This window comes from Acidaminococcus sp. AM33-14BH (genome assembly GCF_003603525.1).
Classification (GTDB): domain Bacteria; phylum Bacillota; class Negativicutes; order Acidaminococcales; family Acidaminococcaceae; genus Acidaminococcus; species Acidaminococcus intestini.
The window spans coordinates 79,180-103,797 of sequence record NZ_QTNG01000005.1; the positions used below are offsets into that span (position 1 = coordinate 79,180).

21 protein-coding genes and 1 pseudogene are annotated in these 24,618 nt (G+C 50.2%); 20 read left to right on the plus strand and 2 right to left on the minus strand.

Features of this window, described 5'->3' with window-relative positions:
• Positions 1-4 precede the first annotated feature (4 nt).
• Entirely contained in the window at positions 5-886 is an 882-nt protein-coding gene (locus DW817_RS05205; protein WP_021736509.1) for a DMT family transporter, read from the plus strand.
• 1,062 nt (positions 887-1,948) lie between these two features.
• Positions 1,949-2,393, plus strand: a pseudogene (gene tnpA / locus DW817_RS05210) (IS200/IS605 family transposase).
• Positions 2,394-2,506: 113 nt separating this feature from the next.
• On the opposite strand, the gene DW817_RS05215 reads toward tnpA, so the two are convergent.
• On the minus strand, positions 2,507-2,911 hold the full coding sequence (locus DW817_RS05215; RefSeq protein WP_120111335.1) for a hypothetical protein: 405 nt from the start codon (positions 2,909-2,911) through the stop codon (positions 2,507-2,509).
• A gap of 337 nt (positions 2,912-3,248) precedes the next feature.
• Here DW817_RS05215 and DW817_RS05220 point away from each other — a divergent pair, with 337 nt between their 5' ends.
• Positions 3,249-4,859, plus strand: coding sequence for a gamma-glutamyltransferase family protein (locus DW817_RS05220; RefSeq protein ID WP_120111338.1), 1,611 nt, complete (start codon positions 3,249-3,251; stop codon positions 4,857-4,859).
• 14 nt (positions 4,860-4,873) lie between these two features.
• Positions 4,874-5,152: a glutaredoxin domain-containing protein gene (locus DW817_RS05225; protein ID WP_021736490.1), complete on the plus strand. Its 279-nt coding sequence runs from the start codon at positions 4,874-4,876 to the stop codon at positions 5,150-5,152.
• 60 nt (positions 5,153-5,212) lie between these two features.
• On the opposite strand, the gene DW817_RS05230 is transcribed toward DW817_RS05225, so the two are convergent.
• Positions 5,213-6,001, minus strand: a complete 789-nt coding sequence (locus tag DW817_RS05230) for an HAD-IIA family hydrolase (protein ID WP_014128671.1) — start codon at positions 5,999-6,001, stop codon at positions 5,213-5,215.
• Between the two features lie 244 nt (positions 6,002-6,245).
• Between DW817_RS05230 and DW817_RS05235 the strand changes: the two genes are divergently transcribed.
• From DW817_RS05235 to DW817_RS05310, 16 genes are all read left to right on the plus strand, one after another.
• Positions 6,246-7,616: a sodium-dependent transporter gene (locus DW817_RS05235; RefSeq protein ID WP_016459482.1), complete on the plus strand. Its 1,371-nt coding sequence runs from the start codon at positions 6,246-6,248 to the stop codon at positions 7,614-7,616.
• Between the two features lie 133 nt (positions 7,617-7,749).
• Entirely contained in the window at positions 7,750-8,160 is a 411-nt protein-coding gene (locus tag DW817_RS05240) for a MarR family winged helix-turn-helix transcriptional regulator (protein WP_120111342.1), read from the plus strand.
• A gap of 13 nt (positions 8,161-8,173) precedes the next feature.
• Positions 8,174-9,019 (plus strand): pirin family protein, encoded by an 846-nt coding sequence (locus DW817_RS05245; RefSeq protein ID WP_009015818.1) that lies wholly within the window; start codon positions 8,174-8,176, stop codon positions 9,017-9,019.
• A 517-nt stretch (positions 9,020-9,536) separates the two neighbouring features.
• Positions 9,537-10,742, plus strand: a complete 1,206-nt coding sequence (locus tag DW817_RS05250) for a dicarboxylate/amino acid:cation symporter (RefSeq protein WP_120111345.1) — start codon at positions 9,537-9,539, stop codon at positions 10,740-10,742.
• Positions 10,743-11,759: 1,017 nt separating this feature from the next.
• Complete coding sequence (locus DW817_RS05255) at positions 11,760-12,812, plus strand: sugar-binding transcriptional regulator (RefSeq protein ID WP_009015816.1); 1,053 nt, start codon at positions 11,760-11,762, stop codon at positions 12,810-12,812.
• 31 nt (positions 12,813-12,843) lie between these two features.
• The gene (gap, locus tag DW817_RS05260) at positions 12,844-13,848 is read left to right on the plus strand and encodes a type I glyceraldehyde-3-phosphate dehydrogenase (RefSeq protein WP_009015815.1); all 1,005 of its coding nucleotides are present in this window, start codon (positions 12,844-12,846) and stop codon (positions 13,846-13,848) included.
• A gap of 20 nt (positions 13,849-13,868) precedes the next feature.
• A complete protein-coding gene (tpiA, locus tag DW817_RS05265) occupies positions 13,869-15,794 on the plus strand; it encodes a triose-phosphate isomerase (RefSeq protein WP_009015814.1) in 1,926 nt (641 codons plus the stop codon).
• A gap of 8 nt (positions 15,795-15,802) precedes the next feature.
• Positions 15,803-17,335 (plus strand): 2,3-bisphosphoglycerate-independent phosphoglycerate mutase, encoded by a 1,533-nt coding sequence (gene gpmI, locus DW817_RS05270; protein WP_120111348.1) that lies wholly within the window; start codon positions 15,803-15,805, stop codon positions 17,333-17,335.
• A gap of 28 nt (positions 17,336-17,363) precedes the next feature.
• Positions 17,364-18,647, plus strand: coding sequence for a phosphopyruvate hydratase (eno, locus tag DW817_RS05275; RefSeq protein WP_120111351.1), 1,284 nt, complete (start codon positions 17,364-17,366; stop codon positions 18,645-18,647).
• Between the two features lie 495 nt (positions 18,648-19,142).
• Positions 19,143-20,972: a glutamine--fructose-6-phosphate transaminase (isomerizing) gene (gene glmS, locus DW817_RS05280; protein ID WP_120111354.1), complete on the plus strand. Its 1,830-nt coding sequence runs from the start codon at positions 19,143-19,145 to the stop codon at positions 20,970-20,972.
• Positions 20,973-21,143: 171 nt separating this feature from the next.
• Positions 21,144-21,521 (plus strand): metal-dependent transcriptional regulator, encoded by a 378-nt coding sequence (locus DW817_RS05285; RefSeq protein WP_009015810.1) that lies wholly within the window; start codon positions 21,144-21,146, stop codon positions 21,519-21,521.
• Positions 21,522-21,646: 125 nt separating this feature from the next.
• Positions 21,647-21,982 carry a YlbF family regulator gene (locus DW817_RS05290; protein ID WP_009015809.1) on the plus strand — a complete coding sequence of 112 codons (336 nt, stop codon included), beginning with the start codon at positions 21,647-21,649 and terminating at the stop codon, positions 21,980-21,982.
• Positions 21,979-22,896, plus strand: a complete 918-nt coding sequence (gene murB / locus DW817_RS05295; RefSeq protein WP_120111358.1) for a UDP-N-acetylmuramate dehydrogenase — start codon at positions 21,979-21,981, stop codon at positions 22,894-22,896. Before DW817_RS05290 ends, murB begins: the two co-directional genes overlap by 4 nt.
• Before the next feature lie 15 nt (positions 22,897-22,911).
• Positions 22,912-23,838, plus strand: coding sequence for a DMT family transporter (locus DW817_RS05300; RefSeq protein WP_120111361.1), 927 nt, complete (start codon positions 22,912-22,914; stop codon positions 23,836-23,838).
• Between the two features lie 12 nt (positions 23,839-23,850).
• Positions 23,851-24,216 carry a VOC family protein gene (locus DW817_RS05305; protein ID WP_014128667.1) on the plus strand — a complete coding sequence of 122 codons (366 nt, stop codon included), beginning with the start codon at positions 23,851-23,853 and terminating at the stop codon, positions 24,214-24,216.
• A 32-nt stretch (positions 24,217-24,248) separates the two neighbouring features.
• The gene (locus DW817_RS05310) at positions 24,249-24,611 is read left to right on the plus strand and encodes a helix-turn-helix transcriptional regulator (protein WP_009016341.1); all 363 of its coding nucleotides are present in this window, start codon (positions 24,249-24,251) and stop codon (positions 24,609-24,611) included.
• Positions 24,612-24,618: the final 7 nt, after the last annotated feature.

Genomic DNA, 24,618 nt, shown 5'->3' on the forward strand with positions numbered 1-24,618 from the left:
AAAAATGACCCAAACCATGGGAACCCTCATTGTCCTTTTATCGACAGGCATGTGGGGCATCTCTGGCGTGTGCGGCCAGTATCTGTTTGAACACACGCAGATTGATTCGACTTGGCTGATTGCTGTGCGGCAGATCCTTGCCGGTCTCATGTACATGATGGTAATAGTCCAAAGGGGAAAGGAACCGCTATTTGCTATTTTTCGCGCTCAGCGGCAAACCCTTTGGGAAATGCTCTTTTTTACCTTGGGCCTTCTGGGGTCCCAGTATGGTTTTTATTATGCCATCAAGCTCTCAAACGCTCCTACAGCAACGGTCCTCATTTACACAGCGCCTGTCTTTGTCGTGCTCCAGCAAGTGCTGATGCAGCATCGACCTGTGGAAAAAAAGGAAGCCGTGGGAATCTTTACGGCTCTTATGGGTGTCTTTCTTGTTTCCACCCATGGCAACCCGACTAGCCTTGTCATTTCGCCGGCTGCTCTTTTTTGGTCCATTTTGTCTGCCATTGCCATGACCCTTTACACGGTGGCGCCAGCGCATATCCTTAAAGAATACAGCAGTCCTTACCTGATGGGGTGGGGGCAGCTCCTTTCAGGATTCATCCTTCTTCCTTTATGCAATCCCTTTCATTCCGGGGTGGAAAGCTGGACGTTTTTTAGCATAGGAGCCATGGGCTATATCATTGTCTTTGGGACGGTTGTGCCATTTCTCATGTACTTTAACGGCCTCAAGGTCATTGGCCCCGTCAAGGCATCTCTCATCAGCTGCAGTGAACCTCTTTGTTCCGTCTTGTTTTCTGTCGCCTTTTTAGGAACCTTCCTTGCCCTGCCGGACTATTTGGGCGTTGTGTGTATTGTAGGGACGGTGGTGATGCTGAGTTTGAAATAGATTGATGGGGGAGCGCAAAAATCGGGCTCAAATTCCAGAATACTGTGCCTCCATTGCATCCATAAAATAAAGAATCAAGCATAGTAGGAAGTACTTGCTTCGAATCGGATCGATTTTTGCTCCGAGTAATAATACGGGATGAGGCGCGGACCTAAACCGCCCCCTTGCGGGGGAAGGGGCCCGAAATGATTTGCTCTCAAACATTTTTCTCGGACTTACGATGACGCATCAAAAGCGTCCTTCGAAACTCCGGGCGAAGGTTCCTCACTACCGTTTGCAGGGAAACGGCGCTTTGCTTCTCATCCACCACCAAAATCGGGAAATGATCATGATAAATGCTTGTAGAAATTTACCGGTTTCGGTCCCCTCCTTTGCAAAAGCGGATCGATGTTGCGCATCGAGTACAAAGGGAAAATACGAACACGGGTCGTTCCAAGCACTATCGTGGTTTCTATATTTTCAAAAGACAATCCTTTTTTCAGAACTCACATAAACGTTAAGAACCCTAAACGGGATCCTTGTTTATATTCGTTTGGGGTTATTTCTCACGATCTTTTGGGTTATAATCTTTTGCCTCCGTGTTTTGCCTAGGTAAAGGCGAATCGACACTACGAGTCGATCTCAAAGGGAAATCGCGAAAGCGGATTGTTCCGGGTGCTATTGTTATCTTTCTATAAAAAGATCTTTTTTTCAGAACCCAAATAAAAACGAAGAGCCCTGTCCCGAACCAGTGACTGCGTTCGGGGCAGGGGTTACTTTTGGAATCATACCTTACGGGTCTTATGCCTTACTGTTTTTCACCGATCAATTCCCAATCTGCAGTTTTTTATAAAGGGGAAAGCAAGCGTCCTATCAGGGCGTTTCGGTGAGTCGTCTTTGAACGAGCTTTTTATCTTAAAAAAACACCCCCGCTCTTGCGGGAAGTGTTTTCTTGTATCTTTTGAAAACCGCGCCATAGTGGCGTGGTTCCGGAAAGCCTATAGCTATAAAAGACCTCCTAATGAAGTACCATGCAGTCGACCTGTCAGTCAAGCAAAGTAAAACATTAGGAGGTGCACTGCCATGCCAAGTGGGCAGAGTCATGTCGTTCATAGTTTAGTACACACAAAGTGGAATTGTAAGTATCATATTGTGTTTGCACCAAAGTATCGTAGAAAAGTTTTCTATGAGAAAAAACGGTTAGCAATAAGAGACATCTAGCGACAGCTTTGTGAATGGAAGGGCGTAGAAATTCTTGAAGGTGAAATTTGCCCTGATCATGTACATCTGTTGGTAAGTATCCCACCAAAAATTAGCGTTTCGTCTTTTGTTGATTTTCCAGCAGTTTGGAAATATGAAATTTGCCTACCGAAATCGCGAATTTTGGTGCAAGGGATACGCTGTCGATACAATAGGTAAAAACACTACTGCAATAAAACATGATATAGCCAATCCGCTAAAACGCGACCGGGAAGGGAATCAACTGAGTATATTCGATTCACGAGACCCGTTTACGGATAGCAAGTAACCCCGTGCATGGCTGATAGGCCAATTTTTTAACGTACTTGTACGTCGCCAGTAATATGATGGCTATGCCCGAAAATGAAAAACCACCCGCTATGCGGGTGGATAGTTATTTCCTTACCCAAAAATGACTTCATCAATCTCTTTCTGCACGGCCATATACTCCCGAATGGAGGCTTCACACCGCTCCGTGAAGGTGGGGCGCAGGTCGAGTTTTTCGCCAAGAAGCTTGAAGAAGGCCTTTTCTTCATCGGCATAGGTTCCATCCACAAGGGCAAGCCCCATCAGTTCGAAGACAACAATACGTTTTTGAATGCGGTCCGTTGCGGCATTGAGGTCCGTCGCTAGGGCTTCCAGGGATTTCTGAGGCGCGTCAAGGGAAATGGTCATCTGCAGTTCCTCGCCATAGGCTGCGAGCAGTTTTTCTTCCCGCTTATCGACAATTCCATCGGCATTGCACAAATATTTGGCAATATCAATAAAAACTTCCTTTGCAGGTTGAGATAATCTCCGTAAATACATAAGGACCCCCCTCGTTCAAGTTTGCTCCACGGAAAGCTTAAGAAAATTCTATGGGTGCTTCCTTGCTTTTTATTATAGCAAAGCGCCTAGGGAGACACAATGACAAAAGGGAGAGCTCAAGAGATAAAAGTAAAAGATGTAATAAATTTGACAATTGAACTCGTTGAAAAAAGGCGTTTCTTCGACCTTTTTAGCTATGCGTGAACAAGGAAATCGAAAAAAATGAATCTTGATGAAGATGCTGTGTTTTCCAGTGTCCTTCATGATATAATGAAGAGCAAGAATGTGCTGTCAGATTCCATGGACTTGCTTCATGATACGTAAAGGAGGTCCTTTCATGGACTTTTCGCAAATAAGGCATCCTTATCCTTCGCGCCGCAGCGTGACCTACGGCAGACGCGGCATGGTGGCTACCAGCCAAACCCTTGCGGCGCAGGCGGGTCTTGCCATGCTGAAACAGGGCGGGAACGCGGCCGATGCCATTATCGCCACGGCGATTGCCATGACCGTTCTTGAACCAACGAGTAACGGCCTGGGAAGTGACGCTTTTGCTCTTTATTGGAGCGCAAAAGATCATCAGCTTTTTGGCCTTAATGGCAGCGGATGGGCGCCCCAGGCACTGACGCTTGAGGCCATGCGCGAAAAAGGCGTTGCTGCTATGCCGGAGCGGGGCTGGGCTTCCGTGACCGTTCCAGGTGCTGTTTCAGCATGGTCCGTCCTACATCGTCGTTTTGGCAGGCTGCCCTTCAAGCGTCTTTTCGAGCCGGCGCTGTCCTACGCCGAAGAAGGGTATCCTGTCCAGCCTGTGACAAGTCTCCTCTGGAACCGGAGCGTCCAAACCTTTGCGCCTTTAAAGAAGGACGAAGTGTTTGCCCCGCTGTTTGAAACTTTCTTCAAGAACGGGGCCCCTGGCCCTGGCGATTTGGTCCGCCTTCAAGATCACGCAAAGACCCTGCGCCTTCTTGCTGAAAGCCACTGCGAAAGCTATTACCGCGGTGAGATTGCTCGGGCTATCGATGACTTTTCCAAAAAGACGGGCGGCTATCTTCGCGCAGAAGACCTGGCTACCTATGAAGCGGAATGGGTGACGCCTGTATCCCGTTCTTATCACGGCTTTGAAATCTGCGAAATCCCGCCCAATGGGCATGGCATTGTGGCCCTCATGGCCCTTGCCCTTGCAAGCCGTCTTCCCATCAAGAACCGGGCGGAGCCGCGGAGCGTTCATTATGCCATTGAAGCCATGAAGCGTGCTTTTGTGGACGGTATGGAATATATTACCGATCCCCGTTACATGAAAGTGGACGTGAACGATCTTTTAAGCGATGCTTATGCTGATCGTCGTGTCCAAGGTCTTACGGAAGACGCCGAAATGCCGCGCGCCATCGATCCGGACTGCGGCGGTACAGTCTATCTCTGCGCGGCCGATGGGGAAGGTAATATGGTGTCCTTTATTCAGAGCAACTTCCGTGGCTTTGGCAGCGGAATCGTCATTCCTGGGTATGGCATTTCCTTTAACGATCGTGCAAGTTCCTTCCGTCTTGATGAGAAGGCGGCCAATGTCCTCGTACCGGGTAAAAAGCCTTACCACACCATTATCCCTGGTTTCCTCATGAAACAGGGAGAACCCCTTGGCCCTTTCGGCGTCATGGGCGGCTATATGCAGCCCCAGGGTCATCTCCAGGTCATGATGAACTATATCGATTTTGGCCTTAATGAGCAGGAAGCCCTTGATGCACCGCGCTGGCAGTGGATGGGCGACAAAAAGATTGAAATTGAGCCGGGCTTTGGCCCTGCTGTGATTGAAGACCTGAGACGCCGCGGCCATGAAGTGACGGTCAAAGAGGATTTTACCAGCTTTGGCCGAGGTCAAATGATCATGCGTCAAAAAAACGGGTCCCTTGCTGGAGCCACAGAACCCCGGGCGGACGGCACTGTCGCCGCTTGGTAAAAGGAGGAATTTCCATGAAAAAAGTAACAATGATCGTCATGCCGGGCTGTCCCTACTGCGCTAATGCCAAAAAGGCACTGGCAGCCCTTCAGAAAGAGGCAGCCTATCGAGATGTCCAGGTGGAACTTGTCGATGAAACAAGTGAAGCCGACAAAGTAAAACCTTATGCCGGTGCGTATTACTATGTACCGACCCTTTTTGTGGATCACGATAAGAGTTACGAGGCGCATCCCGGCGATACGTATGAAGTCATCTGCGAAGCTGTGGAAAAAGCGCTGGCTGCTGCCAAATAATTTCCCCGCAAATAGAAAACCTGCAGCAAGAGGAGTCCTCCTTTTCTGCAGGTTTCTTTTTCATTTTTTGGGGACGATGTCCCCAATTCCATTAAGGACATAATGGGGCTGGTAGGAGTAGTGCTTCATTGTGCTCCGCGTTGTCACGCCTGAAAGGACGAGTGCCGTTTCCATCCCTGTTTCTACACCGGCGATGATGTCCGTATCCATGCGGTCACCAATCATGACGGCATCTCCGGAATGGACCCCCAATTTTTTTAGACCTGTCCGCATCATAAGAGGATTTGGCTTGCCGATGAAGTAGGCAGCTACCCCGGTTGCTAGTTCAATCGGGGCAACGAGGGCGCGGCAGGCGGGGATGATGCCTCGGTCGCTGGGCCCCGTAAGATCGGAGTTTGTGGCAATGAGCTTGGCTCCTTGATTGATGAGCTGCGTTGCCTTAATGATCATTTCATAATTATACCCTGTCGTTTCACCCACAACGACATAATCAGGGTTCACATCATTAAAGGGGATCCCTGCATCGTAGAGCGCGTTCATGAGTCCGTGGGCACCGATGATATAAGCGCTGGAACCGGGTGCCTGTGTCTTTAGGAATTGAGCTGTTGCCAGGGCGCTTGTGTAAAAGTGGGATTCATCGATGTCAATCCCCATGGCAAGGAGCTTTTTGTGGAGTTCAAGAGGTGTGCGTTCGCTGGAGTTGGTGAGGAAGAGAAACTGCTTTTTTTCCTTCCTGAGCCAGTCCACAAATTCCTTGACACCAGGAAGAAGCTGGGAACCTTGGTAAATGACACCATCCATATCGCTGATAAAGCCATGTTTGGAACGAATGATTTCAAGATCTCTCATATTGACCCTCCTTTGTGATTTTGTTTTTATTATCATTCACAGCAAAATAAATAGCAAGCGATTTACCGTGATTTTACAGTTTTCTCACGTCTTTTACGAAAACGGTTCAAATGGGGCGGAACGGACTCCCAAAAAACGGAAAAGTTTTGCTTTCTCCCGTACAATCCGTTATACTTGAAAGCATGATTGTGGAAAAAATTGCACTAAGAGACTGATTCAGCAGTATTGTAGGAGGGCAGCAGTTATGAAGGAAAGAGAAACTCTTGGATCACGGCTTGGCTTTATTTTACTGAGTGCAGGATGCGCCATTGGCGTTGGCAATGTGTGGCGTTTCCCTTACATTACAGGACAGTATGGAGGCGGCTTCTTCGTTCTCGTCTATGTGCTTTTCCTTGCCATCTTGGGAATTCCCATCATGACCATGGAATACGCCATGGGGCGGGCCACAAAGCGCAGTATCCTGCCGGCGTACCGCCTGCTTGAACCGAAAGGCAGTCACTGGCACCTCATGGGATATCTATCCATGGCAGGCAACTATGTCCTGCTCATGTATTATTCCGTGGTTTCGGCGTGGATCTTTTACTACGCTTATCTCATGATGAAAGGCACCTTCCTGGGACTTGATACGGCTCAGGTTGAGGCCATCTACGGCGGGATGATGGGGTCCCCGCGGATTCTCGTATCGGTCATGCTCGTCGTGGTTGTCCTCACGGCCGTCATCTGCAGTATGGGACTCAAAAAAGGCGTTGAAAGCATAACCAAGTTCATGATGATGGCCCTTCTGGCTCTTATGGTCATTCTGGGTATCCGGAGCCTGCTCCTTCCCGGTGCCATGGAAGGCATTTCCTTCTATCTCAAACCCAATCTTGCTAATATGGAAAAGGACGGCATCTGGAACGCGGTCTATGCAGCCCTCAACCAGAGCTTCTTTACCCTCAGCATCGGCATGGGCGGAATGGAAATTTTTGGCAGCTACATTGATAAAGATAAGCGCCTTATGGGAGAAGCCGTCACCGTGACGGCCCTTGATACCTTTGTTGCCATTACAGCAGGCCTCATTATTTTCCCTGCCTGTTTTGCCTACGGCATTGCACCAGACGCAGGTCCCAAGCTGATTTTCCTTACTTTGCCGCGAGTTTTTAGTTCCATGGCCGGCGGTGTGGTCTGGGGATCGCTCTTTTTCATCTTCCTGTCCTTTGCCGCCCTTTCGACCATGATTGGCGTTTTCGAAAATCTTCAGGCCTTTGCCATTGACCTTAAAGGTGCGAGCCGGAAGGCGGCGGGGCTTGTAAATGGAATTATCATTGCCATCGGTTCCATTCCCTGCGCCCTGGGCTTTAACCTATGGGCTTCTTTCCAGCCCCTGCGGCCTGGCAATACGGTCATGGACATGGAAGACTTCTTTGTCAGCAATATTTGTCTTCCTGTAGGTTCCTTTATCATTACCCTTTTCTGTACTTGGAAGTTGGGGTGGGGGTTCGACCGCTTTATCGAAGAAGCAAACGAAGGGCAGGGACTTTCTGTAGCTAGAAAATTCCAATGGTACTTTAAATATATCCTGCCCTGTATCGTCGGGTTCCTTGTCGTTTATGGCATTGTGACCTATTTTAGATGAGCATCTGTTCCAGCTCTTTTCATGAAGAAAGGGGCTGTTTTTTTCTGCCCGGACGCGAATCCAGGGGAAAAGTTGACAAATCATCTAACTAGAGTATAATATAACTAACTAGAGGTAAAAGCGGGGGAGCCCTATGAAAAAACAAGTGGAACTGATTGCCATGCATCGAATTGTCAATGAATTGGATAGGCGGACGGCGGCCATTGCCCGTAAATACGGGCTAACCTTACCTCAGTTTGCCGTGCTCGAGGCTCTTTACCATAAAGGGGACCTATCCGTGGGAGAACTGAAAGAAAGCGTTCTGTCAACAGATGGGACCATTCCCGTGGTGACACGGCATCTCAAGCAGCAGGGGCTTATAGTAGGGACAACAGACCCCAAGGATAGGCGCCGGACCATTATGACGCTGACCGATAAGGGCCGCGCTCTCATTGCCAAAGTCTATCCAGAAAATGAAGCGATGCTCGACGCGATTTTTGGAAAATGGAACCATGAGGAAAGAAAAGCCGTGCTTCGGCTCCTTTCCCTGCTGGAACTGGATTAAGGAGGAATGAATAATGGAAAGAAAAATAGAAACACAGGTTAAAGGATTCCACGCCATTGATGGGGGCGGCGTTCATCTCGTGCGGGTGCTCGGCAATACGACGGTAAAGGCATTCAATCCTTTCCTCATGCTGGACTCGTTTGACTCAACAAACCCCGAGGATTATGTGGCTGGCTTTCCCATGCATCCCCACCGCGGCATCGAGACCATCACCTTCGTGGCTCATGGGAACATGCGGCACAAGGACAGCATGGGCTTTGAAGATATCGTTCAGGATGGGGAAGTGCAGTACATGTCCGCTGGATCGGGCATCCTTCACGAAGAAACCATCCCCGCGTCACCGCGGATGTGCGGCCTTCAGCTTTGGCTGAACCTTCCGGCCAAGGATAAAATGACAAAGCCGAGTTACAAGGCCATCAAAAAGAATGAAATCCCGGAAGTCCCTCTTATTCATGGCAAAGTCCGCGTCCTCATGGGAAACTACGAGGGAACCCAGGGCTATCAATCACATCATCTGCCTCTTGACTACTACGATATCCATCTGGACCCAGGGGCATCTTTGACTTGGAAAGTTGACAGGGAGCGGGCAGCAATGGGCTTTACCCTTCAAGGTGAAGTCATTGTAGCCGGAAATGTTATTCCTGAAAAGACTGCCGTTCGCTTTACGGAAGGCGATACAGTCACCATCACGGCTGGGAAGGATCCTGTGGAATTCATGTTCATGAGTTCCCTGGAACTTGATGACCCCATCCATTGGGGCGGCCCCATTGTCATGGATACTCGTGAAGGCCTGCTCACTGCTTTTCAGGAACTTGAAACAGGTACTTTTCTCAAAGACAAAATGGACGTGGAAAAATAAAGCGGCATATAGGGCTGTTATGATAACAACCTGTTTGATTGAGAATGTGAGCCCTTTGCTCTAGAAAAGATTGGAGTGCACAAGGGGCTCATGGTCTATCAGAATGATGCGTTTTATCGAGCACAAAAGGAAATACGAATATTCCAGAAGACTGCCCTTTTACAGAAACCGAATATAAGATGATAGCTCTAAACCGAACCTGCGCTTACGTTCGGTTTAGGGCTTGCTTTGTTGTCTTATCTCTTCCGGTCTTTCTTCTATTTGCTTTTTGCGAATTTGGCGCAGATGGGTTCAGTTGCCAGGAACTTCCGCTTCCACCAACGACGATGAAATTGTGTACCGCAATATGTTACGATGCAGCATACCTTTATTGCCATCCCTTCCAATCCATAGATTTTCCTCAAAGGCACTTTTTCATTCATGAAATCCTTGCATAGTCCTTTCCTCCCTATTTCGTGATATAATGAAAAAACTTAATATGAACATTTTGTAAAATTCATAAAGGGAAGGATGATTGATGATGTGGAAAAAATACCAGTCCATTCCGCTCATCTATAAGATGATTGCGGGGATGCTTGCAGGGATTTTTGCTGGCTGGCTCATGGGGGCGGGGACAGAACTTTTTGCTCCCCTTGGCAAGTTTTTCCTGACCTGTCTCAAATGTATTGCCATGCCGCTTGTCATCGTAAACCTCATTGCGGGAATCTCAAACCTAGATAACCCGGAATCCTTTGGCCGGATTGGCATACGGATCATCCTCTACTATATCCTTACAAGTGCCGCCGCCATGATCGTTGGTTTTGGCATTGCGACCCTCATCAAACCGGGAATAAATCTACCTTTGACGGGCACCTACAAAGGCGTCGTTGGGGAAATCCCCACCATTGGTTCAACGCTCCTTGCCCTCGTGCCAAGCAACATTTTTAAAGCCATGATGGAAGGCCGATTTGACCAGGTTGTTATTGTCAGTGCAGTTACGGGCGTGTCCCTTCTTATGATGCCTGACGCTCCAAGAAAACGCCTGACAACGCTCTTTCAAGACCTGTCGGATCTGATGAACCAGCTTGTCCATATCATCATGATCCTTGCGCCTTACGGAATTTTTGCCCTTGTTGCCCAATCTGTGGGTAAATACGGCAGTGCTATCTTTGGAACACTTGCCAAATACATTGGCAGCGTCTATTTGGGAATCTTCATCATGTGCTGCCTCTATGCCCTCATGGTCTTTGTTTTTACGGGCATTCGGCCAGGTGAATTTTTCCGCAAGGCCTCACGTATCATGGTTACGGCTTTCAGCACCTGTTCGAGCACCAGTTCCATTCCAATCAACATGGAATGCGCCGAAAGCTTGGGCGCCCCGAAAAAGGTCTACTCCTTTACTATTCCGCTGGGTGCCCAAATCAATAAAGACGGGACCTGCGTGTGTCTGACCACGGTTTTCATTATGACTGCTCAGGCTATTGGTGTATCGGTCGACGTTGGTCTGATGCTCAAAGTCCTTGTAATTGGCCTGATCCTAACAACGGGGAGCGGTGCAGTACCGAGCGGCATGCTCGTCATCCTGGCGATTTTATTGGAGAGCCTGGGCTTTCCACTTGAAATCGTAGGCCTTGTTGCTGGCGTCCATGCTTTTAATGACATGGGCATGACCATGATCAATTGCTTAGGTGACCTGTCCGGTACCATCATCGTTGGTCATAAAGAAAAGCAGCATGCTGTCTAGAAAGAGCTGCGAAGCCAGGGCCTATTTATTGGTCGTGGACAAGCCAGCCGTAATCGATAGCACTCTTAAACAAGGTTTTTGCCATCCTTTTTCAGCTTGCCTTACCATCCCTTTGCCTTGTGGTTTTATGCCCTCTGAGCTCGACTCGTAGAGTCGAGCTCAGAGGAAAAAAGCGAACACAGGTTGTTCCGGGAGGTATCGTGTTCTTTCTAATCAAAAGATTAACCACCCGCAAAAGCCAAATAGACACTAAGAGTCCTCACTCGAACCTGCGCTTACCTTCGGTTTAGGTCATGCTCTGTTGTCTTATCCCTTCCGGTCTTTCTTCTATTTGTTTTTTGCGAATTTAGCTCAGATGGGTTCAGTTGCCAGGAGCCTCCGCTTCTACCGACGACGGCGGAATTTCCCGTTATTACGTCTTTTAGACAACGCAGATGGGGACGATATGGGCCTCAGGCGAATCATGTTTCCTCTAAAAACCGAAAAAATTCCAAGAAGTGGCTCGCCCGCCGAAAGCATTTTTTCGGACATCTTAAAAATGAGATTGTGGTACGCACCTTCTTGCGGCGGAGCATGCCATCATTGGCATCAAATCAATCTTTTAAAGGCCAATGATGACGCGTAGCTCCATCGAAGCGGAGCGATTTTTGCTCCGAGTAAAAATAAAAGGGGCCCGACGTCTCATTACGAGCTAGAGCAAGGAACATTTTTCGATGGGCCAAAACCGCTGCGCAGGAAGCAGCTTGTTTCCTAGCTGCTTGCAGGACCGTGTAATCGAAAAATCAATTCGGCGTCCATGGCCGATAGGCAGACGGTTTGGCGCCATGCGCCACGGTCAAATCCCTTTCAACCTAGAAACGTCCAAAACCGTTTGTTTCCTATTCCTCCGTCCATTTTTCTACCGCACAAAAACAAAAATGTTCCCCATCTTCTTCACAATATGGTATAATACGAGTAGCCATCGTTGCTATTTTTTTACGAGGAGGGTGGGACGCAAAACGTACCACGTGGGACAAAATGGAAAGCATTGATTTGGGTAAGGTAATCAACCTACAAAACAAACTTGTTCCAGAAATGGTCCAGCTGCTCACGGAACGCTATAGCATCCTGCGTCAGATCAGTCATGATCAGCCCATTGGACGGAGGAGCCTCGCACGCAAACTCTCGCTGAGCGAGCGGGTACTGCGAAGCCATGTCGATTTCCTAAAAGAAGCTGGGCTCTTGGAGTTTGGCCTGACGGGCATGACGCTCACCGAAGAAGGCAACCATCTTTTGCAGGAACTGCGGGACTATGTCAATCGTCTCCAGAATCTATCTTCCTTGGAAGCAATCCTCGTCCAGAAACTGAAGCTCCGAAAGGTTTACGTGATCCCTGGCAATGCGGATGATAATCCCGTTGTTGTCCAGGAGATTGGCCGCGTAGCCGCCGGAATCCTGCTTCGTCTCCTCGCGGATAAGAAACCTCATACGGTGGCAGTGACAGGCGGCACGACCGTGGCGGCCATGGCAGAAAACATCTATGGCAAGGAACCGGAAGCGACCATTGTCCCGGCCCGTGGTGGGCTGGGGGATCGCATCGAGCTCCAGGCCAATACGATTGCTACGGTTCTTGCACGCAGACTGAAGACCAAGTACCTTCAGCTCTACGTGCCCGATAGTGTGAGTGAATCCGTCTTGGACCGCATTCTTGAAGAGGACGCCGGTGTCAAGCATGTCATCAACACCATCAAAAGTGCTGATATCCTGATTCATGGTATGGGTGAGGCCTTTGTCATGGCCAAAAAGCGCGGTGTTTCGGAGACGCTGATCCAAAAGCTCAAGGAAGCCGGTGCTGAAGGGGAAGCCCTGGGACAATACTTCGACCTTGACGGGAAGGTTGTCTACAGTACAGATTCCCTAGGCCTTATGGCCAATGACCTTGCGACAATCCCTACGGTCATGGGGATTGCCGGCGGTGCTTCCAAAGGCCGCGCCATCTTGTCCGTCCTGCGCAGCGGTCATGACCAGATCCTGGTTACGGACGAGGCCGCTGCCCGCGAAATCTTAACGTTGCTTGCAAAATCAAAATGATTTTCTAATGGTATCTTTGGGAGGTAGTAAAATGGTAAAAGTTGGTATCAATGGTTTTGGTCGTATCGGTCGCTGTGCACTCCGCATTGCTGTGAAGAATCCGGAAGTCGAAGTTGTTGCAGTAAACGCCCGTTCCGGCATCGACACCTATGCTCATCTGCTCAAATACGATACCCTTCATGGGACGTTTGATGAGGATGTCCGCGTTGACGGCGATGTCATGATTGTTGGCGATCGCCGCATCAAGTTTACCCGCTTCACCGAACCGAAGGAAATTCCTTGGGGTGAACTGGGTGTTGATGTTGTCCTTGAAACGACGGGGAAGTTCAAGAACCGTGAACAGGTCCAGCCGCATCTGGATAACGGGGCCAAAAAGGTCCTTATCGCGGCTCCGGCTAAAGGCGAAGACCTGACCATCGTGCTTGGTGTCAATGATGATATGTACGATCCAAAGAAACACAATATCATTTCCAATGCTTCCTGCACGACAAACTGCCTGGCTCCTTTCACTAAAGTCCTTCTGGACAACTTCGGGATTGAAACGGGCCTCATGACGACGGTTCATTCCTACACGAATGACCAGAAGATCCTTGATGCTGCCCATAAAGACCTGAGACGCGCTCGTGCCGGTGCCTGCTCCATCATTCCGACCACGACTGGTGCAGCCAAGGCTACGGGTCTTGTCCTTCCGGAACTTGCCGGTAAACTGAACGGCATGAGTGTCCGCGTCCCGACTCCGGATGTTTCTTTGACCGATCTTGTGGTTACCCTCAAGAAAGAAACAACGAAGGAAGAAATCAACGAAGCTATGCGCGTTGCTTCCGAAACGACCATGAAAGGCATCCTCGGTTACAGCGAACTGCCCCTTGTTTCCAGCGACTATAAAGGCTGCCCGCTGAGCTCCATTGTTGATGGCCTTTCCACCATGATGGTTGGCCCGAAGATGGCTAAAGTCGTTGCTTGGTATGATAACGAATGGGGTTATTCCAACCGCCTTGTTGAACTGGCCCTCTTTGTTGCTGAAAAAGGCCTCTAAGATCAAAGGAGCATGCCTTCATGGAAAAGAAAACCGTAAGAGATATCAATGTCAAAGGGAAAAAGGTCCTCGTCCGCGTGGACTATAACGTCCCTATGAATGACAAGGGGGAAATCACCGATACCATTCGCATCGATGCTACCCTGCCGACGCTGAACTACCTCCTAGACCAAGGGGCCGCCATCATCTTGATGGCGCACCTGGGCCGTCCAAAAGGGAAGGTTGTTCCGTCCATGAGCCTCAAACCCTGCGCGGAATACCTGTCCCAGGTCATGAAAAAAGAAGTGAAGTTTGCTCCGGACTGCATTGGTCCCGAAGCAACCGAAGCTGCCCGTGAACTGCAGCCCGGCGAAATCCTCATGCTGGAAAACCTGCGGTTCCATCCGGAAGAAGAAAAGAACGATATGGCTTTTGCCGCATCCCTGGCTTCCTTAGCCGACATTTATGTCAACAACGGCTTTGGTGTGTCCCACCGGGCCCACGCTTCCGTAGAAGGGGTTGCCCACTATTTGCCGGCTGTATCGGGTTTCCTTCTGGAAAAAGAAATCAAGTACCTCGGCAATGCCGTCGATCATCCGGTCCGTCCTTTTGCCGCCATCGTCGGCGGTGCTAAGGTGGCAGATAAGATCGGTGTCATCCGCAGCCTTATTGAAAAAGCGGATATCATCCTTATTGGCGGCGGGATGGCCAATACCTTCCTGGCTGCCCAAGGGTACGACTTGGGAAAATCCCTTGTCGAAAAAGAAAGCATTGACGTGGCCAAAGAGCTCATCGCCCTTGCCAAGGAAAAAAATAAGAAGATGCTGCTTCCGATTGACCTTGAAATGGCGGCTTCTTTCTCGGCCGACAGTGAACATGCTTCCCAGACCTTGGATCAGCTCAATCCGGAATGGATGGCCCTTGATATTGGACCCAAGACAGCACAGCTGTATGCCGATACCTTGAAGAACTGCAAGACCATCGTCTGGAACGGACCGATGGGTGTCTTTGAAATGGCGCCTTTCGCTGCCGGTACGCGCCGTGTAGCCGAAGCTATGGCCGATAACGAAGGCATCACTATCGTCGGCGGCGGTGACAGTGCGGCTGCTGTCAAGCACATGGGTCTTGACAGCCGGATGAAGCATGTGTCGACAGGCGGCGGTGCTTCCCTTGAATATCTTGAAGGGAAGGTGCTTCCTGGCGTTGCTGCCTTGGATGATCTCCGGGACCCTATGGTGGCCGGAAACTGGAAATGTAATAAGACCGTGGAAGAGGCCATGGAATTGGCCCATACCTTGATGCATACCACGGAACAGGCAAATTGTGAAATCGTTCTTTTCCCGCCCTTTACGGCTCTTGAATCTGTAGCGGCAACGGTGGAAGGATCCCATCTGGGATATGGTTCCCAGGACCTGTTCTACATGGATCAAGGCGCTTTCACTGGCGCAGTTTCCGGCCCGATGATTGCCGAAATTGGTTCCGAATATTCCATCGTAGGCCATTCCGAACGGAGAACTTACTTTGGGGATACAGATGCGATTGTGGTCAAGAAGGTCCAGGCCTGCTATCGAAATGGTCTCGATCCTGTTCTCTGCGTTGGCGAGAACGAAGAGGAACGGACGGAAGGCCGTACGGAAAGTACAATCTTAAGCCAGCTCCTACCGGTTCTTGCCGTCTTGACTGACGACGAGGCACGCCGACTCGTCGTTGCTTATGAACCGCTCTGGGCCATTGGCACGGGCAAGACGGCATCCGTAGAAGATGCTCTTGCTGTCAGTGCCATCATTCGCCGCGCCGTTGAAGAACGGTTCAATCATGAAACAAGCCGCCGTGTCCGTGTCCTTTATGGCGGTTCCGTAACGGCCGAAAATGCGCATGCCTTCCATCAGCCTGGCATTGATGGCGTTCTTGTTGGCGGGGCCAGCCTCTCGGCTGAATCCTTTGCCGCCATCTGCAATACGTTTTGAGGCGCATCATGAAGAAACCTGTTGTACTTATGATCCTTGATGGGTGGGGGATTGCACCGCCTTCATCTACGAACGCGGCGACCAAAGCCCAAACACCCCATCTGGATTTCTATTTCCATCGCTATCCCCATGGTAAGCTCCAGCCAAGCGGTGAAGCTGTTGGCCTGCCGACTGGGCAGATGGGAAACTCTGAAGTGGGTCATCTGACCATTGGTTCCGGACGCGTTATCTATCAAAACCTGACGCGCATCACTCGGGCCATCAAAGATGGATCCTTTGAGCAAAATACCGTGCTTCTTGAAGCCATGAACAAAGCCAAGGAAACAGGCCATAAGTTCCATGTCATGGGACTTTTGAGTGATGGCGGCGTCCACAGCCATATGGATCATCTGCTGGGCCTGCTGCGCTTAGCGAAAAAAGAAGGCCTTTCCGAAGTGTATATCCATGCCTTCCTGGACGGGCGAGATACGCCGCCCCAAAGTGCCGGTACGTACCTGAAAGCCCTTCAGGATGCTATCAAGGAGATTGGCATTGGAAAGATTGCTACCGTGAGCGGACGCTATTATGCCATGGACCGCGATAAACGCTGGGAACGGATCCAAAAAGCCTATGATGCCATGACCGGGGCGGAGAGCCTTACGGCGCCGTCCGCCTTGGAAGGGCTCCAAGCCGCTTATGAGCGGGGCGTAACCGACGAATTTGTCGAACCTTTTTCCATCTTGGGAAAAGAAGGATCCATTGCTTCTGGCGATAGCCTTGTGTGCTTTAACTTCCGTCCCGACAGGGCTCGGGAAATCACCCGTGCCTTTGCCGATCCTTCCTTTACGGAAGTGACGCGCCGCGACGGGGAGCTTCCTGTGACGGTGGCGTCCATGACGGAATACGATGCCACGCTGCCCATTCCCGTGGCTTTTCCACCGGAACATATTGCCGATACGCTGGCAGAAACGGTTTCCAAAAAGGGCCTTCGCCAGCTACATATTGCAGAAACGGAAAAATACGCCCACGTTACGTTTTTCTTCAATGGTGGGCGGGAAGAAGTTTTCCCTGGGGAAGACCGCATCCTTGTTCCGTCGCCGCATGTCGCGACCTATGACCTACAGCCTGAGATGAGTGCCTATATTGTCACGGAAAAACTTCAGGAAGCATTGGATCAGGACCTTTATGATCTCATCATACTGAATTTTGCAAACCCTGACATGGTGGGGCATACGGGGGTCATGAAAGCCGCCGTAGCAGCAATGGAAGCCGTAGATGAATGTGTCGGCGGCCTCGTGGACAAGATCCTTCAAAAAGGCGGTGCCGTCTGCATTACGGCAGACCATGGCAACTTGGAAGAAATGGAGGACCCTGTAAGCCACATGCCCATGACGGCCCATACGACAAACCCTGTTCCTTTCCTGGTCATTGGAGCCGAGGCGGGAACGGCCGTCATGGATGGCGGACTGTCGGACATCGCGCCGACCCTCCTTTCCCTCATGGGCCTTGAAAAACCGGAAGCCATGACAGGACACAGCCTGCTTGTAAAAAATCCTGACTGATCCCAGCAAAAAGAAGAGGTGCATAACAATGGGACTTATTGAAAATATCTGTGCAAGAGAAATCCTGGATTCCCGCGGCAACCCCACCGTTGAAGTGGAAGTCCTCCTTGATAACGGCATCATCGGCCGCGCTGCTGTTCCGAGCGGTGCTTCCACAGGTGTTCATGAAGCCGTGGAACTGCGTGACGGGGATAAGAACCGTTACCTCGGTAAAGGCGTCTTGAAGGCTGTGGATAACGTCAACGACGTCATCTGCGATGCCCTCATTGGCCTTGAACCGTCTCGTCAAATCGAGATTGACCAAGCGCTCCTGAGCCTTGATGGAACCGAAAATAAAGGCAAACTTGGTGCCAATGCCATCCTGGGCGTCAGCCTTGCCTGCGCCAAAGCAGCCGCCGAAGACGCCGGCCTGCCCCTGTACCAATACCTGGGCGGTGTCAACGCCAAGGAACTGCCTGTTCCTATGATGAATATCCTTAATGGCGGTGCCCATGCCGATAACAACGTTGATATCCAGGAATTCATGGTCATGCCGATTGGGGCCGTGAACTTTGCCGAAGCCCTGCGCATGAACGCTGAAATCTACCATGCCCTGAAAGCGGTCCTCAAGGAAAAAGGCCTTGCAACCGCTGTGGGTGATGAAGGCGGTTTTGCCCCGAACCTTGACAGCAACGAAGAAGCCCTTGCCGTCATTGTCGACGCCATCAAAAAAGCCGGCTACAAACCGGGCAAGGAGGTTGTCCTTGCCATCGATACGGCTGCTTCCGGTCTTCTTGAAGATGGCAGATACGTCCTCAAAGGAGAAGGTGTGGCAAAGACCAGCGCTGAGATGGTTGACTGGTATGAAGCCCTTTGCGAAAAATACCCCATCATCTCCATCGAAGATGGCCTTGGTGAAGATGATTGGGATGGCTGGAAGCTTCTTACGGATCGCCTGGGCAAGAAAGTCCAGATCGTGGGCGATGACCTTTTTGTCACGAATGTGGAACGCCTTGCCAAAGGGATTGAAATGGGGGTAGCTAACGCCATTCTGATCAAACTGAACCAGATTGGGACCTTGACAGAAACCCTTTCCGCCATTGAAATGGCAAAACGCGCTGGCTATACGGCCATTGTTTCCCACCGCAGCGGGGAAACGGAAGATACGACCATTGCTGATGTCGTTGTTGGCACCAACGCCGGTCAGATCAAGTCCGGGGCTCCGTGCCGTACGGACCGTGTCGCTAAATATAACCAGCTCCTGCGCATTGAGGAAGACCTTGGCGCGGCAGCCCAGTATAACGGCAAAGCCGTATTCTATAATCTGAAATAGAACGGGACTTGAAACAGCAAGAGGCAGTGAAGATGAGAATTCATCTTCACTGCCTCTTGGTTTACGTAAAATGAGGAACCCTTTTTGATGGTTCTTCGGTCGAAAAATCAATTCGGTGCCTACGAGTGATGGGGAGGCGGTTTGGCTCCGGCTTCGCGTTCTGCATCAATTCAGTTCGATTTTCGGGCTGAGTTATAGGAAAAGGGACGCTTGACGTCCCACCCCAAACATAGTATGATTAGGGAGCTAAAGCAACAAGTGTTCCTGCGTGCCGAGCCGGGACACCAAAAGGGCAGGGAGGGCCCTTTAAAGGGATTGCAAGGCCTAGAGCGCAAGTGCCTATCCTGATAGGCAGACGAGGAAGAGGCTTATCGAACCGTCAGCGGATACCTCTCGGTGTGCTGCAACCGTAAACAGATGACAAACCTTTCCGGTAACGGGAAGAACAGAGAGTCTGGGGCAGACGGCAAATCACTTCATGAGGAGGCACAAGCTATGTGCGGAATTGTTGGATATATTGGGCGCCATCAGGCTGCCCCGTTTTTGATTGATGGACTGAGTAAATTGGAATATCGCGGGTATGATTCCAGCGGTATCGCCGTTTATCATGACGGTAAGATCGATGTGGAAAAATGTGTGGGCCGTCTTGATGCCCTGCGTCAAAAACTCATCGGCCATGAACCGGAAGGAGTGGTCGGCATTGGCCATACGCGCTGGGCCACTCACGGAAAACCGTCCGACGTCAATGCCCATCCCCATACGGATGACAGCGGTGAATTTGCGGTTGTCCATAATGGCATCATCGAAAATTACATGCCCCTCAAACTGGATCTTTTGAAGAAGGGCCATCAATTCAAATCCGAAACTGACACAGAAGTGGTCGCCCATCTTATGGCGGACCAGTATAATGGCAACTTTGAAGAGACCGTGCGCAAGGTCCTTCATATCATCCAAGGTTCCTACTCCTTGGTCTTCCTGTGCGCCAAGGAACCGGACGAGATTATCTGTGCCAAAAAGAACAATCCCCTTGTTATTGGCCTTGGTAAAGGGGAAAACTATATTGCCTCCGATATTCCGGCCATCATCAGCAAGACGCGGGATACGTATATCCTTTCCGATGGGGAAATGGCTATCGTCAAAGCTGACAGCGTGGTTGTCAAGGATCTTGAAGGTCACACTATTGATAAAAAGGTCTTCCGTGTTACTTGGGACGCCGAAGCTGCAGAAAAGGGCGGGTTTGAGCACTTCATGCTGAAGGAAATCTATGAACAGCCCAAATCTGTCCAGGATACCCTGCGGGGCCGCATCAGCGAAGATGGAACAAAGATTGTCCTGCCGGAACTTTCCTGGACGCCGGAAGAATTCAAGAAGTTTAAGAAAATCTTCATCGTCGCCTGCGGAACGGCTTATCACGCCGGTCTGGTCGGTAAGTACTACATCGAAAAGATGGCTCGCATTCCTGTGGAAGTCGACATTGCCAGCGAGTTCCGCTATCGTGACCCTATCATCGGGGAAGACTGCCTGCTCATTGTCGTCAGTCAGTCCGGTGAAACCAGCGATACTCTGGAAGCCCTCAAAGAAGCCAAACGGCGCGGGGCCAAGACCATGGCCGTTACGAACGTAGTAGGTTCTTCTATTGCCCGCGAAGCAGATCAGGTCGTCTATACCTATGCCGGTCCGGAAATCGCCGTGGCTTCAACGAAAGCCTATACGACGCAGCTTATTGTCATGCTGCTCCTTTCCCTGTATATTTCCCAGCTTACGAGAACTTTGACGCCGGAACGCATCAAAGAACTCATCGATGGGGTACGGACCATTCCGGAACAGATGCATGTGATTTTGGATCACGTAGATCCCATCAAGGTTTTTGCCACTAACTATGGCAACTGTGAAGACGCGTTCTTCTTGGGCCGCTCCCTTGATTATGCCGTCGCCCTTGAAGGCGCCCTGAAACTCAAGGAGATTTCCTATATCCATGCAGAAGCCTATGCGGCAGGTGAACTAAAGCACGGGACCCTTGCCCTGATTGAAGAGGGGGTACCTGTTATTGTTCTTGCTACCCAGGCGCATGTCTACGAAAAGACCATCAGCAACCTGCAGGAAGTCAAGAGCCGCGGTGCCATCGTCATCGGCATTGGCATGGATGGTGATACGGAGCTGGCAAAGCACGCCAACAGCGTGATTACCATCCCAAGAGCAGATCAGGAACTGGCGCCGATCCTCGCCGTTATCCCCCTGCAGCTCCTTGCTTACTATGCAGCTCTTGCCCGTGGATGCGATGTGGATAAACCGAGAAATTTGGCAAAATCCGTTACAGTTGAATGATGCCTTGACTGATAGAAGCTGCGACAACCTCGCAGCTTCTTTTTTCGATGCTGTTACCCTATCTTTATAGCAGGAATCTCTACTTGTTTGCATCCCTTGAGGATTTGTAGTAAAATAAAGTACATATGATTATTAAATGCCGTAAATGCGGCCGAAAAAAGGTGAAAGCTTATGGAATTACACGAATCAGGTGAAATGTACCTGGAGACCATCCTGGTCCTCAAAAATCGCCTCGGTCTTGTGCGCTCCATCGATATTGCCAATGAAATGGGGTTTTCCAAACCCACCATCAGCGTTGCCATGAAAAAGTACCGCGAAGATGGGCTGGTCTCCATGGACGATCAAGGCTTCATCAATCTGACGGAAGAAGGTCGGGATATTGCCGAAAAGATTTATGAACGGCATCAAGTCATCTCCCATGTCCTGATGGCACTCGGTGTTTCTGAAAAACACGCGACCGAGGACGCCTGTAAGATGGAGCATGATATCAGTGATGAGACCTTCGCCGTCCTCAAAAAGGAATACGCAAGGCTTCTTCAAAAAAGATAAGAATCAGCAAGATCGGTCAGGATATGAAGTCCGGGCCGATTTTTTGCGTGCCTTTCCTGTTATTGGAAGCGGCTGAAAACTATGATAAAATAACAAGATAAGCATATAGTAGGGAGGAATCATCCATGAACGTATACGATGAAATGAATAAACTTTGTGAAGGCATCAAAGAAACCCACGAATTCACCAAGATCCAGGAAGCCAAAAAGAAACTATCCGCCGATAAAGACGCAGAAGCCATGGTCAAGGATTTCCTGCAGCAAAAGTCCCAGCTTGAACTGCTCCAGTACCAGGGCAAGAAACCGGACGAAGAAGCGGTGAAAAAGATGCAGAAACTTTATGAAGTCCTTCAGCTGAACCCTGTAGCCAATGAGTATATCCAAAACTATATCCGGTTTCAGATGATGATCGGGGATCTGTCCAAGACTTTGGGGGATACCATTAAGGAAGCCGTGGAATGATGAACATCGAAGCGCTCCTAGCCTATGTACGGGAACACTTCCCAAATCGCTATGGGGAAAAGGTCCCCATGGCCCAGTATACTTCCTTTCACATTGGCGGCCCTGCCGATTTGTTGGTGGCGCCGGAAAGCGTGGACGAGCTCCAAGGGCTCCTCAAGGAAGCAAAAAAATACGCTGTTCCGACCTTTATCTTGGGAAACGGCTCCAATCTCCTTGTCCGGGATGGCGGGATTCGGGGTCTTGTCATCAAGCTCGGCAATCACTTGAAGGGACTGTCTGCCTGCGGCGTCACGATGGAAGCCGGTGCCGGCGTATCCCTTGCCCAAGCCGCCCGCTTTGCCGCGGAATCAGGCCTTTCTGGCCTTGAATTTGCTGTTGGCATCCCCGGCAGTCTCGGCGGTGCCGTCATCATGAATGCCGGCGCCTATGATGGTGATATGGGGCATGTCGTCAAAAGCGTGACGGCTCTCAATGGAACCGGGGAAATCGTAAGGCTTACCCAAAAGGACCTTAATTTCTCCTACCGTCATAGTGCGCTGCAGGATCAGGATCTAGTCGTCCTGTCCGTTTCCTTTGTCCTAAAGCCAGAAGAGCAGCAGATCATTGAAGCGAAGATGGCGGACTTTTCCCGGCGGCGCCGTACCAAACAGCCTCTTGACTACCCCAGTGCCGGTAGCACCTTCAAAAGGCCCTTTGGACACTATGCAGCGGCCCTTATCGACGAGGCAGGACTCAAGGGTATGCGTGTGGGGGATGCCATGGTTTCCCCAAAGCACGCTGGCTTTGTCATCAATTGCGGGAAGGCAACGGCCAGCGATACCTTGCTGCTCATGAGATCCATAGAGGACAAGGTCTTTGCCAAAAGCGGCGTCCGCCTCGAACCGGAAGTCATGATCATCGGCGAAGACATATAGAAAGGGGAGGCCATCGTGAACAAAGGATATCTCTTCATCCTTACCACGGCTTTTTTGTTTGGAACTATGGAGACGGCCCTGAAATTTTTTGGCAGCCTTTTCCATCCCATCCAAATCACCGTGCTGCGCTTTTTCATTGGCGGCTTCATGCTCCTGCCCCTTGCCCGGGCAGCCCTAAAAACGCACGGTGCCGTGCTTACCAAAAAGGATTACCTTTTCTTTGCCAAAGCCGGCTTTATTGGTGTTTTTGTGAGTATGATCTTTTATCAGCTGGCCGTGGTTTATGGAAAAGCCGCTGTCAGTGGGGTCCTTTTTAGCTGCAACCCTATTTTTGTGGCCGTGTGGGCCCATTTTCTTCTCCACGAGACCATTGACCGCTATGTCATATCATCCCTTGTCCTCTGTGCCGTGGGTACCCTTTCCATCGTCAATCCCTTTCATTTTCGTGGGACTTATCTCAGCGTCATCCTCATCATGCTCGCCGCTGTCACCTTTGGCCTCTACAGCGTAATGGGGCGGCCGGCCTGCCAGCGACTGGGCGGAGTGACGGTAACGAGCTATTCCTTTATCTTTGGCGCGGCAGAACTGCTTGTCCTTGTCCTTTTGGGACGTACTGCGCCTATAGGCCATCTATTGACTTCTGCCGGTCTTTCCGTCTTTGCTGACGTCCCGCTTCTTGAAACGCTTACTCCGTCACACCTTCCTGCCCTTTGCTACATTGCCTTTGCTGTCACTGGGGCAGGCTACGCTTCGTATTTTATGGCCATCGAGCTGACGAATCCCTTGACGGCTTCTTTGGCCTTTTTCATCAAACCGATTCTTGCGACTTTCTTTGCTGCCATGTTCCTAGGGGAAACTGTGATGCCCAATATGCTTGTTGGCGTAGGGCTGATTCTTATTGGTTCCCTGACGAACCTCTATCCTAAATTGAAGGCAAAATAAGGAGTGACTTCCATGAAAGCAAAATTTCTGCATAATAACTTTAACGTCCTTGATCTTGATAAGAGCCTTGCTTTTTACAAGGAGGCCCTGGGTCTTACGGAAAAACGCCGCCTTGAAACGCCGGGCTTCATCCTTGTTTACCTGACAGATGGACAAACGAGCCATGAATTGGAACTGACGTATCTCAAGGACCGCAAAGAACCCTATAATCTGGGAGATAATGAATTCCATCTCGCCTTTGGCGTGGATGATTTTGAAGCCTTCCACAAGAAACATGAGGAAATGGGCTGCATCTGTTTCGAAAACCCGCAGATGGGCATCTATTTTATCGAAGACCCCGACCATTATTGGCTGGAAATCATCCCCAACAACCGCTGATTTATGTGTGAACATCGAAAGGAGCGATGCTGATGGTCCAACTGCCGCATCAGCATGGGAAGAACCCAAGCTATGTTCTTGAAGATATGCCCAAGGACGGCGACTTTTCCGCTGTATCGGAAATCTTTCACAGTGTGTCGGATCCCAAAAGGCTGAAACTCTTTTGGCTTCTTTGCCACTATGAAGAATGTGTCATCAACCTGTCTGCCCTGATGGGGATGAGCAGTCCGGCCCTTTCCCATCATTTAAAAGTCCTTAAAGCGCAGGGGCTCATCAAAAGCCGTCGCGTCGGTAAGGAAATGTATTATACGGCGGCAGACGGAGAGGCTTCCCGTCTTCTTCACCATATGATTGAAATGCTCGTCGATATTTCCTGTCCCCGTGAAAAAAAGTGAGCCCTTT